Origin of the sequence: Spiroplasma endosymbiont of Apeira syringaria, from assembly GCF_964020205.1 — a bacterium.
In the GTDB taxonomy this organism is placed as follows: Bacteria; Bacillota_I; Bacilli_A; order Mycoplasmatales; family VBWQ01; genus Spiroplasma_E; species Spiroplasma_E ixodetis_A.
Window position 1 is genome coordinate 1,165,243 of sequence record NZ_OZ026543.1, and the last position, 11,346, is coordinate 1,176,588.

Sequence of the window (11,346 nt, forward strand, 5' to 3'; positions counted from 1 at the left end):
TTAGACGAGAATAATTTTGACTTCAATATGCAATTGTATGTTAATCTTAACACTTGAAAAATATTAGTCAATAATAATACTTAATTTTATAAATCAAAAATTCTTATTAAAATTAATTTTAATAAGTTTTTAATATGTTATAATGTAATAAAGTCCTTTAAGATAAACCGTATACCGTTATGATTACTAAGCGTATGTAAAGTACGTGGTCTCTTAGGCAAATCCCTAATTTAGGGATTTTTAATTATAATAATTGTATTGCTGTATTTATTTGATAGCATTTAAAATTAACCATTTTTGTATACATATCAATGTTATAGGTTCTATCACCAATCATATGCTTTAAAATTTGTTTAATATTAGTTTCAGTAAAGCAACCAATATTTTCAACTAATGATTGGTTTAATACACCATCTTTGGCATTAATAAAATAACCAACTTTTAATTTTTTATATTGTAAGGTTAATGATTGTAAAAAATCAATTAATTCATAATATTGACCTTTTTCAAATAAATTTACGGACTTCTCCCCACATGTACTTGTGGAGGGAATAATGAAACTGAATGAATTCAACAATGCTTTTCAAACTGAACAGCAATGTCTTGCATATATAGCAAATTTGAAAGAAAACAAATGTATTAGGTGTTTTAGTTTTAATTTGAATACTTCTGATTTAAAAAGAATGAGATGTTTAAAATGTAATCAAACATTTAGCATTCTCACAGGCACCATATTTTCAAGGTCACAAACATCTTTAACATCTTGGTTTTATCTTATCTTTAGATGAATAAACACCAAACATGGAATTCCATCAACAGATATTGCAAAAGAATTGGGAGTGACTTTGAAAACTGCTTGAAGAATGACTCATAAAATCAGAACACGTATTGCAAAACAAAAACCTCAATTTATTGTTGAAGGTACAGTGCAAATTGATGAAATGTATCTTTCACATATGGGTTTTAAAAAACAAGGAAGATCCTTGGTGAATAAAACCTTGATTGTTGGCATTTATCAAAAAACAACCAATAATTTAATTGTGAAAGTATTGAAAAACGCAAAGAGTAAAAATCTTTTGCAGTTTGCAAAAAACCACATTTCTTCAAAATGTCTTGTATATACTGATTCTTGAAAAGGATATTGCGATTTTAAATCAGTTTTCACTAAGCATGAAACAGTTAACCATCAAGATGGCTATGTTTCAAAAATTGGTGTAAATACCAACCAAATTGAATCAGTTTGAAAACATATAAGAAGAACATTTAAAACACATATCAAAGTTGCAAAACATCATGTTCATTTATATGCTAAAGAAGCTGCATATAAATTCAACAAGATACCTAGTTTTGAAACTGTAATTCTATGTTTGATTTAAAAATGTGGGGAGAAGTCCGTAGATAGGCTTTTCTCAGCATTTATGTGATAAAATTAAAATAGTACATAAAGGGAGAAAAGCCTAAATTTATTGCATTTTGATAATGTAATTTAGCAATTTTATTTTTTCTTCTTCCAGCCATTATACCAAGAAATAAAACATGAAAAGCATGAAATTTATCTAAAATAAATTTAGCATTTAAAATTTTAGCGAGGCTTTTTAATAATCTGTGTATCTTTGTTTTACAAAGTTACTAATTTAGATTAATTCTGTCTTCAAATTTTATCATAAAATGAGCAATTGCTGTATTTCAATTTTGAATAGGCAATGTTCATTTTTTTGTTATATTTTCAATTGCCAAATAAAATATTTTGAAAACTGCCATATCATTAGGAAAAACTTTTTTATTTCTGATGATTTTTCGTAATTGACTATTAACAGATTCAATAGCATTTGTAGTATAAATCACTCTTTTGATTTCTACTGGATAACTAATAAAAACCATTAAATTATCTCAATTTTTATATCAAGATTTAGTAATTTGAGGATATTGTTTATTTCATTTACTTTCAAACGATTCTAAAGCTTGCATTGCTTGTTCTTCACTACATGCACTATAAATTGGTTTTAAATCTGCAACTAGACCTTTTCGATGTTTGTATGAAACATATTTTAAACTATTTCTAATTTGATGAACAATGCATAATTGATGTTCTGTTTTAGGATAAACTGATTGTATTGCTTCTGACATGCCTGTTAAATTATCACTACAAGCAATAAGAATATCATTTAAGCCACGATTTTTCATTTCTGTGAAATTAGATAATCAAAACTTAGAACCTTCATTTTCACTAATTCATAATCCTAAAACATCTTTTTTGCCTTCTAAATCAACTCCTAATGCTATATAAACTGATTTGTTAATAATCCGTTTATCTTGTCGTACTTTAACTACTATACAATCAAAATAAACAATAGGATAAATACTTTCTAATGGTCGATTTTGTCATGCTTTAACATCATCAATAACATCATCAGTAATTTGACTAATAACACTTTCACTAATATCAGCACCATGATATAACTCTTGCAACTGCATTCTAATGTCAGATAATGTCATTCCTTTTGCATACAAGGAAAGAACTTGTTGATCAAAACCATCAAATCTTCTTTGCCTTTTAGGAACTATTACAGGAGTAAAATTACTATTGCGATCTCTTGGTACATCAATTTCAATTTTACCTTGTTGAGTTATTAATTTTTTTGAACTTGTACCATTACGAGCATTTTCAGTAGTAGTATGTTGATTTTTTTCATATCCTAAATAATTTTGCATTTCAGAATTCAACATTTTTTCAACTAATCTTTTTGTTAATTCTTTATATAAACCGCCAGGTTTAAAAACTGTTGTTAAATCTTCAGTATTTTCTAGTAATAAATCTACTGCTTTTGATATTGGATCATTATTATTAAAGTTATCTTTTTTAGCCATCTGTAACTCACTCTTTCTAGTCATTTAATTATATTTACTAGAATTAATTAAACATAGTTATTTTTGTAAGTTACACAGATTACTAAACATTTCCATTTTAGCATTTTTTCTAATTCATTTTGCACTATCTCCACAAACTATTAAATTTGCTTGGTCAAAATTTTCAAAAAATAAATTACCATATTTTTCAATTAATTTTGCAGTTTTTTCAGCACCAATTTCTGTTTTTGATACTCTTATTTGACATGCAGCTCTTTTATTAATTAATTTTCCATTTTTCTTTTTACCAGTACAAAATACTATTAATCTCATAGAACATTTTTTACAATTTTTAGTATTGTGTTTTTCATTAAACTTAAATTTTCTATGTCCATCATCAATATTTATATATAATATGGATGGGTTACACTTTATTGGACACTAATTACGTAGACAAGTGAACAAAGAAAGGAACTATAATTATGGCCAATATTAACTCATATACCGATGAATTTAAAAAACAAATAGTAGCTTTATATCAAAGTGGCAAATCAGTATCTTGCCTTGCTAAAGAATATAATGTTACAAGAGCAGCTACTTACAATTGAATTAAGCAATTTACTAATTCAGGTAGTTTTAAAACTAAAGATAATCGTTCTGTTGAAGAAAATGAATTAATTAAATTAAGAAAAGAATTAAAAAAATTAAGAATGGAAAATGATATTTTAAAGCAAGCAGCACTAATAATAGGCAGAAAATAGAAATTATTGTCAAAAATAAAGTTAAATATAAAATTCGCACAATGTGTCATTTTTTAAAAATCTCTAAATCAACATATTATTTTAAGGCTTTTCTCCCTTTATGTACTATTTTAATTTTATCACATAAATGCTGAGAAAAGCCTATCTACGGACTTCTCCCCACATTTTTAAATCAAACATAGCATTACAGTTTCAAAACTAGGTATCTTGTTGAATTTATATGCAGCTTCTTTAGCATATAAATGAACATGATGTTTTGCAACTTTGATATGTGTTTTAAATGTTCTTCTTATATGTTTTCAAACTGATTCAATTTGGTTGGTATTTACACCAATTTTTGAAACATAGCCATCTTGATGGTTAACTGTTTCATGCTTAGTGAAAACTGATTTAAAATCGCAATATCCTTTTCAAGAATCAGTATATACAAGACATTTTGAAGAAATGTGGTTTTTTGCAAACTGCAAAAGATTTTTACTCTTTGCGTTTTTCAATACTTTCACAATTAAATTATTGGTTGTTTTTTGATAAATGCCAACAATCAAGGTTTTATTCACCAAGGATCTTCCTTGTTTTTTAAAACCCATATGTGAAAGATACATTTCATCAATTTGCACTGTACTTTCAACAATAAATTGAGGTTTTTGTTTTGCAATACGTGTTCTGATTTTATGATTCATTCTTCAAGCAGTTTTCAAAGTCACTCCCAATTCTTTTGCAATATCTGTTGATGGAATTCCATGTTTGGTGTTTATTCATCTAAAGATAAGATAAAACCAAGATGTTAAAGATGTTTGTGACCTTGAAAATATGGTGCCTGTGAGAATGCTAAATGTTTGATTACATTTTAAACATCTCATTCTTTTTAAATCAGAAGTATTCAAATTAAAATTAAAACACCTAATACATTTGTTTTCTTTCAAATTTGCTATATATGCAAGACATTGCTGTTCAGTTTGAAAAGCATTGTTGAATTCATTCAGTTTCATTATTCCCTCCACAAGTACATGTGGGGAGAAGTCCGTATTTTAATTTAAAGAAAAAAGAAAATAAAATCAAAAATAATATTTATGATGAAGCTGTTATTAGTGCTTTTAAAGAAAATAAAGAAGTTTATGGTACTAGAAGATTAAAAGTCATTCTAGAAAACCAAGAAATTTATTTATCAAGACGAAAAATTAAAGAAATTATGAATAAACATAATTTAATATCAAAATACACTAAATTATCATACAAAAATCATAATAACAAAGTTAACGATAGTCCAATAAACAATCTTGTTGATAGAAACTTTAATAATAGAGTTAAAAATGAAGTTATTGTTAGTGATTTAACTTATGTTCAAGTAAATGGTAAGTGAAACTATATTTGTTTATTAATTGACCTATTTAACCGCGAAATAATTGGACATAGTGTAGGTACTAAAAAAGATGCATCATTAGTATATCAAGCATTTATGCACTCAAATCGCTGTTTAAAAGATATTCAAATATTTCATAGTGATCGCGGTAATGAATTTAATAATAAAATTATTGATAAACTTTTACTAGCATTCAATATTAATCGCTCTTTAAGCAAAAAAGGTTGTCCTTATGATAACGCTGTTGCTGAAGCAACCTTTAAAACTTTCAAAACCGAATTTATTAATGATAAAAATTTTACATCATTAATCCAATTAAAATTAGAATTATTTGATTACATCAATTGATATAACAACATAAGAATTCACAGCACTTTAAACTACTTAACTCCAGTTAATTATCAAAAACAAATGTCTACCAAAAAATAGTCCTAAAAAAGGTTGCCATTCCATTGAGGTTTTTGTTTTGCAATACGTGTTCTGATTTTATGAGTCATTATTCAAGCAGTTTTCAAAGTCACTCCCAATTCTTTTGCAATATCTGTTGATGGAATTCCATGTTTGGTGTTTATTCATCTAAAGATATGGATGGGTTACACTTTATTGGACACTAATTACATAGACAAGTGAACAAAGAAAGGAACTATAATTATGGCCAATATTAACTCATATACCTATGAATTTAAAAAACAAATAGTAGCTTTATATCAAAGTGGCAAATCAGTATCTTGCCTTGTTAAAGAATATAATGTTACAAGAGCAGCTACTTACAATTGAATTAAGCAATTTACTAATTCAGGTAGTTTTAAAACTAAAGATAATCGTTCTGTTGAAGAAAATGAATTAATTAAATTAAGAAAAGAATTAAAACAATTAAGAATGGAAAATGATATTTTAAAGCAAGCAGCACTAATAATAGGCAGAAAGTAGAGATTATTGCAAATAATAAATCTAAATATAAAATTCGCACAATGTGTCATTTTTTAAAAATCTCTAAATCAACATATTATTTTAATTTAAAGAAAAAAAATAAAATTCAAAATAATATTTATGAAAAAGCTGTTATTAGTGCTTTTAAAAAAAATAAAGAAGTTTATGGTACTAGAAGATTAAAAGTCATTCTAGAAAACCAAGAAATTTATTTATCAAGACGAAAAATTAAAGAAATTATGAATAAACATAATTTAATATCAAAATACACTAAATTATCATTCAAAAATTATCATAATAAAGTCAATGATAGTCAAATAACCAATCTTGTTAATAGAAACTTTAATAATAGAGTTAAAAATGAAGTTATTGTTAGTGATTTAACTTATGTTCAAGTAAATGGTAAGTGAAACTATATTTGTTTATTAATTGACCTATTTAACCGCGAAATAATTGGACATAGTGTAGGTACTAAAAAAGATGCATCATTAGTATATCAAGCATTTATGCACTCAAATCGCTGTTTAAAAGATATTCAAATATTTCATAGTGATCGCGGTAATGAATTTAATAATAAAATTATTGATAAACTTTTACTAGCATTCAATATTAATCGCTCTTTAAGCAAAAAAGGTTGTCCTTATGATAACGCTGTTGCTGAAGCAACCTTTAAAACTTTCAAAACCGAATTTATTAATGATAAAAATTTTACATCATTAATCCAATTAAAATTAGAATTATTTGATTACATCAATTGATATAACAACATAAGAATTCACGGCACTTTAAACTACTTAACTCCAGTTAATTATCAAAAACAAATGTCTACCAAAAAATAGTCCTAAAAAGGGTTGCCATTCCAAAGATTAAATTTCAATATTAATATAAGATAATGTTTCATCATTTGAACTAAATAATTTAAGATTATTAATTTCTATATTTTTATTATTAGTTTCTAAAATTAAATCATAGTTACCATTAGCAAAAATTCCAGAAATTTCTAGTTTATATAAATTAGAAATTTCTTTTTCTATATTAAATTTAACTTTATTGTTAAAATAATTTTTTTGAACAAAATTAAATCAATCTCAACTTGAAAAATATTGTTTTTGACTATTAAATAATTTTAATAATTCTAAAACATTATTAATTATACTTTTAACCATATACTTTCCATATTCACCATTATTTAAACTCATATCTTGTGGTAATAATGAAGGTATATTATTATTTTCTAATTCATTGGTTAATGATAGTCAATTAAATTGATTATTACTTAATTTAAATCATTCATTTTGACTAATATTTTTGTTTTTTATATTCACATTATTTGGTTCTGTAAAATCAAAATATTCAGATTTTAAAATAACATAGACATTTTTAAATTCTCAAATTTTATCACTTGATGTTCTTGTATGTTTAGTTTTTAATTCAAAGTAATAAGGTAATAATAATTTATAATCATCATCTAATCCCTTATTAATTGATAAGTAAGAAAGCATATAATTTGATAACATCATTATTATTTGTTTAAAAATTTTTATTTTTGGATGATTAACAAAATCAGGATTATCTAATTTTCATTGTTCAAATAAATTAGTAATAACATCATGTGGTTTTTGGTTTTCAAACTTTGCTTTTAATCTATCCATATCATTCATTTTAGTTGGGTCAGTTTGAAATGATATTCCATCAAAATTTCTTTGATAATTATAAGTATAACTTAGCATATCCATTAATAATTTTCCTAATGTTGTAAGTGGTTTAATCTTATCATAAGTTAATAATACACTATCAATATTATTAATTCTTCAATGTGCTTGTATTTTTCTACTTTGTGAAACTATTACACCAGTTGTTTTACTTGTTGCTACTCCAACTTTATCAAATCCACTATCAAAATCATAATATGATCATATATAATCACATTTATTTTCTTTGGAAAACACAAAATATTGTTCTTTTTGAATATTATCTATTTGTTTGTCTTCATTAGTAGTTATAGTTTCAACATTTTTAAACTCAATTTTTTTAACATGTTTAAATTCTTGTGCTGGTGGATTAGGTATAATTTCACCAATATCTAAATATTCTAAAATAGAATTTTGATTAATGAAATTTTTAGCAATATTTCACTCTAAAATTTGGTCACTAAATCATTGTTGTAAAATATTAACTTTTGGTTGAGTTTGGATTGGTAAAGCATATAATGGAAATAATTGGTTATCATGAGCAATTAATAAATTTGGTGATACTTTTAATCCATCAATTTCACCATTTACTTTTATATTACCAAATAAAATGGAGAGAAGTCTATACCAGCCGCAAAATCGAAATGAAAAACTAAATAAGGATTTAATTCTCATAATCTCTCCATAATAATACTCGGATCATTATGGAATGGCAACCCTTTTTAGGACTATTTTTTGGTAGACATTTGTTTTTGATAATTAACTGGAGTTAAGTAGTTTAAAGTGCCGTGAATTCTTATGTTGTTATATCAATTGATGTAATCAAATAATTCTAATTTTAATTGGATTAATGATGTAAAATTTTTATCATTAATAAATTCGGTTTTGAAAGTTTTAAAGGTTGCTTCAGCAACATCGTTATCATAAGGACAACCTTTTTTGCTTAAAGAGCGATTAATATTGAATGCTAGTAAAAGTTTATCAATAATTTTATTATTAAATTCATTACCGCGATCACTATGAAATATTTGAATATCTTTTAAACAGCGATTTGAGTGCATAAATGCTTGATATACTAATGATGCATCTTTTTTAGTAACTACACTATGTCCAATTATTTCGCGGTTAAATAGGTCAATTAATAAACAAATATAGTTTCACTTACCATTTACTTGAACATAAGTTAAATCACTAACAATAACTTCATTTTTAACTCTATTATTAAATTTTCTATTAACAAGATTGGTTATTTGACTATCATTGACTTTATTATGATAATTTTTGAATGATAATTTAGTGTATTTTGATATTAAATTATGTTTATTCATAATTTCTTTAATTTTTCGTCTTGATAAATAAATTTCTTGGTTTTCTAGAATGACTTTTAATCTTCTAGTACCATAAACTTCTTTATTTTTTTTAAAAGCACTAATAACAGCTTGTTCATAAATATTATTTTGAATTCGGACTTCTCCCCACATGTACTTGTGGAGGGAATAATGAAACTGAATGAATTCAACAATGCTTTTCAAACTGAACAGCAATGTCTTGCATATATAGCAAATTTGAAAGAAAACAAATGTATTAGGTGTTTTAATTTTAATTTGAATACTTCTGATTTAAAAAGAATGAGATGTTTAAAATGTAATCAAACATTTAGCATTCTCACAGGCACCATATTTTCAAGGTCACAAACATCTTTAACATCTTGGTTTTATCTTATCTTTAGATGAATAAACACCAAACATGGAATTCCATCAACAGATATTGCAAAATAATTGGGAGTGACTTTGAAAACTGCTTGAAGAATGACTCATAAAATCAGAACACGTATTGCAAAACAAAAACATCAATTTATTGTTGAAGGTACAGTGCAAATTGATGAAATGTATCTTTCACATATGGGTTTTAAAAAACAAGGAAGATCCTTGGTGAATAAAACCTTGATTGTTGGCATTTATCAAAAAACAACCAATAATTTAATTGTGAAAGTATTGAAAAACGCAAAGAGTAAAAATCTTTTGCAGTTTGCAAAAAACCACATTTCTTCAAAATGTCTTGTATATACTGATTCTTGAAAAGGATATTGCGATTTTAAATCAGTTTTCACTAAGCATGAAACAGTTAACCATCAAGATGGCTATGTTTCAAAAATTGGTGTAAATACCAACCAAATTGAATCAGTTTGAAAACATATAAGAATAACATTTAAAACACATATCAAAGTTGCAAAACATCATGTTCATTTATATGCTAAAGAAGCTGCATATAAATTCAACAAGATACCTAGTTTTGAAACTGTAATTCTATGTTTGATTTAAAAATGTGGGGAGAAGTCCGTAGATAGGCTTTTCTCAGCATTTATGTGATAAAATTAAAATAGTACATAAAGGGAGAAAAGCCTTTGAATTTTATTTTTTTTATTTAAATTAAAATAATATGTTGATTTAGAGAGTTTTAAAAAATGACACATTGTGCGAATTTTATATTTAGATTTATTATTTGCAATAATCTCTACTTTCTGCCTATTATTAGTGCTGCTTGCTTTAAAATATCATTTTCCATTCTTAATTGTTTTAATTCTTTTCTTAATTTAATTAATTCATTTTCTTCAACAGAACGATTATCTTTAGTTTTAAAACTACCTGAATTAGTAAATTGCTTAATTCAATTGTAAGTAGCTGCTCTTGTAACATTATATTCTTTAACAAGGCAAGATACTGATTTGCCACTTTGATATAAAGCTACTATTTGTTTTTTAAATTCATCGGTATATGAGTTAATATTGGCCATAATTATAGTTCCTTTCTTTGTTCACTTGTCTATGTAATTAGTGTCCAATAAAGTGTAACCCATCCATTACGTCTAATTTGTCCTAAATTAGTATTTCTAAGTAAAGTTGATAATCTTACGCTTTGTTCATTAATAGTAAAAGTTACATTTAAATCACTATCAAAAACAATATGAGGATTATTCTGTTGAAAATCATAAACATTTTCTGATAAAATTTGAAAATTATTTATGCCTATAGGATGTCTATTTGTAAAAATAGGATAACGTAAATGCAAATCGGGATTTAAAAAATTTAGTCTCTCTATTATTGTTAATGGTGCATTATCTAACAATTCTCCTAACTCAGTTCTAATAAGAATACTTGATAATGTTAATCTTTGAGGTGTAAAGTTAATAGTAAAATTTAAATTTTTTGGAATATTTCTTGCGTGATTTTGATCGTAAATGTTAATACCAGCATGCACTGTTGCATTAATATTTGTAATGTTTTCAAATTCAATATTTTCTAAAAATCTTCTCTAGATAAAATTGGATGATTAATTTATCTTAATCTTTGAATAATATGTTGTTTATCATTCGATTCAATTTGACCAATATTAATTGTTGTCATTGTTTTTTGTAAACTTGGTGGAGTTTGCCTTTTAACTCTTTTTTTTGTAGAATTTACTCTTTCATCTTTTTCTTCTAATTCATTTTCTATTTCAGTTTCTATTTTAGTTAAAGTACCACTTTCAGCAGGAATACCACTAGTTAATGCAGTTGATGCAATGATTGTTTTAATAATTTTCTTTTTCATAATATAACCCTCTCTTTAAATCTTTAAATTTTTCATAGTGTAATCATTTTATATGATTTATGAAATAAAACAGATTTGATATAAAAATATCGGGGTTTTAGAAATTTAAAATATATTCTTTGATAATTAGAAAAAACACAACATATTGATTTATATCATTAATATTTT

General features: G+C 25.1%; 16 protein-coding genes. 7 read left to right on the top strand and 9 right to left on the bottom strand.

Features of this window, described 5'->3' with window-relative positions; genetic code table 4:
* Positions 1 to 244: 244 nt before the first annotated feature.
* Entirely contained in the window at positions 245 to 574 is a 330-nt protein-coding gene (locus AACL02_RS07165) for a hypothetical protein (RefSeq protein WP_339040468.1), read from the bottom strand.
* On the opposite strand from AACL02_RS07165, the gene AACL02_RS07170 reads away from it, so the two are divergent.
* Complete coding sequence (locus AACL02_RS07170; RefSeq protein ID WP_281748407.1) at positions 555 to 1,376, top strand: IS1595 family transposase; 822 nt, start codon at positions 555 to 557, stop codon at positions 1,374 to 1,376. The two genes, AACL02_RS07165 and AACL02_RS07170, sit on opposite strands and share 20 nt — an antisense overlap.
* Before the next feature lie 253 nt (positions 1,377 to 1,629).
* Here the strand turns inward: AACL02_RS07170 and AACL02_RS07175 are convergent, their stop codons facing one another.
* Positions 1,630 to 2,868, bottom strand: a complete 1,239-nt coding sequence (locus AACL02_RS07175) for an IS256 family transposase (protein ID WP_339043554.1) — start codon at positions 2,866 to 2,868, stop codon at positions 1,630 to 1,632.
* Positions 2,869 to 2,925: 57 nt separating this feature from the next.
* On the bottom strand, positions 2,926 to 3,180 hold the full coding sequence (locus AACL02_RS07180; RefSeq protein ID WP_339040470.1) for a hypothetical protein: 255 nt from the start codon (positions 3,178 to 3,180) through the stop codon (positions 2,926 to 2,928).
* A 149-nt stretch (positions 3,181 to 3,329) separates the two neighbouring features.
* Between AACL02_RS07180 and AACL02_RS07185 the strand changes: the two genes are divergently transcribed.
* A complete protein-coding gene (locus AACL02_RS07185; protein ID WP_339040472.1) occupies positions 3,330 to 3,608 on the top strand; it encodes a transposase in 279 nt (92 codons plus the stop codon).
* A gap of 41 nt (positions 3,609 to 3,649) precedes the next feature.
* On the top strand, positions 3,650 to 3,790 hold the full coding sequence (locus AACL02_RS07190; protein ID WP_339040474.1) for a hypothetical protein: 141 nt from the start codon (positions 3,650 to 3,652) through the stop codon (positions 3,788 to 3,790).
* On the opposite strand, the gene AACL02_RS07195 is transcribed toward AACL02_RS07190, so the two are convergent.
* Positions 3,776 to 4,597, bottom strand: coding sequence for an IS1595 family transposase (locus AACL02_RS07195; RefSeq protein WP_339040476.1), 822 nt, complete (start codon positions 4,595 to 4,597; stop codon positions 3,776 to 3,778). The genes AACL02_RS07190 and AACL02_RS07195 overlap by 15 nt on opposite strands.
* Here AACL02_RS07195 and AACL02_RS07200 point away from each other — a divergent pair.
* Both AACL02_RS07200 and AACL02_RS07205 read left to right on the top strand, forming a co-directional pair.
* Entirely contained in the window at positions 4,543 to 5,397 is an 855-nt protein-coding gene (locus tag AACL02_RS07200; RefSeq protein WP_339040478.1) for an IS3 family transposase, read from the top strand. The genes AACL02_RS07195 and AACL02_RS07200 overlap by 55 nt on opposite strands.
* A gap of 222 nt (positions 5,398 to 5,619) precedes the next feature.
* Positions 5,620 to 6,737 (top strand): IS3 family transposase gene (locus AACL02_RS07205; protein ID WP_422397811.1). Its coding sequence is split into 2 segments (ribosomal slippage): positions 5,620 to 5,890 and positions 5,890 to 6,737, totalling 1,119 coding nucleotides; the frame shifts between segments, so codons are not numbered across the junction.
* Positions 6,738 to 6,764: 27 nt separating this feature from the next.
* Here the strand turns inward: AACL02_RS07205 and AACL02_RS07210 are convergent.
* Together AACL02_RS07210 and AACL02_RS07215 are read right to left on the bottom strand one after the other, a co-directional pair.
* Entirely contained in the window at positions 6,765 to 8,264 is a 1,500-nt protein-coding gene (locus AACL02_RS07210; RefSeq protein ID WP_339040482.1) for a hypothetical protein, read from the bottom strand.
* A 53-nt stretch (positions 8,265 to 8,317) separates the two neighbouring features.
* On the bottom strand, positions 8,318 to 9,070 hold the full coding sequence (locus AACL02_RS07215) for an IS3 family transposase (protein ID WP_339040484.1): 753 nt from the start codon (positions 9,068 to 9,070) through the stop codon (positions 8,318 to 8,320).
* Positions 9,071 to 9,088: 18 nt separating this feature from the next.
* Between AACL02_RS07215 and AACL02_RS07220 the strand changes: the two genes are divergently transcribed.
* Both AACL02_RS07220 and AACL02_RS07225 read left to right on the top strand, forming a co-directional pair.
* Positions 9,089 to 9,367, top strand: coding sequence for a hypothetical protein (locus tag AACL02_RS07220; RefSeq protein ID WP_339040486.1), 279 nt, complete (start codon positions 9,089 to 9,091; stop codon positions 9,365 to 9,367).
* 6 nt (positions 9,368 to 9,373) lie between these two features.
* Positions 9,374 to 9,910: an IS1595 family transposase gene (locus AACL02_RS07225; protein WP_339040488.1), complete on the top strand. Its 537-nt coding sequence runs from the start codon at positions 9,374 to 9,376 to the stop codon at positions 9,908 to 9,910.
* A 193-nt stretch (positions 9,911 to 10,103) separates the two neighbouring features.
* Here the strand turns inward: AACL02_RS07225 and AACL02_RS07230 are convergent, their stop codons facing one another.
* From AACL02_RS07230 to AACL02_RS07240, 3 genes are all read right to left on the bottom strand, one after another.
* On the bottom strand, positions 10,104 to 10,382 hold the full coding sequence (locus tag AACL02_RS07230; protein WP_339040490.1) for a transposase: 279 nt from the start codon (positions 10,380 to 10,382) through the stop codon (positions 10,104 to 10,106).
* Positions 10,383 to 10,411: 29 nt separating this feature from the next.
* The gene (locus AACL02_RS07235; RefSeq protein ID WP_339040492.1) at positions 10,412 to 10,846 is read right to left on the bottom strand and encodes a hypothetical protein; all 435 of its coding nucleotides are present in this window, start codon (positions 10,844 to 10,846) and stop codon (positions 10,412 to 10,414) included.
* Positions 10,847 to 10,923: 77 nt separating this feature from the next.
* Positions 10,924 to 11,178 carry a hypothetical protein gene (locus AACL02_RS07240; protein ID WP_339040494.1) on the bottom strand — a complete coding sequence of 85 codons (255 nt, stop codon included), beginning with the start codon at positions 11,176 to 11,178 and terminating at the stop codon, positions 10,924 to 10,926.
* Between the last annotated feature and the right edge of the window lie 168 nt (positions 11,179 to 11,346).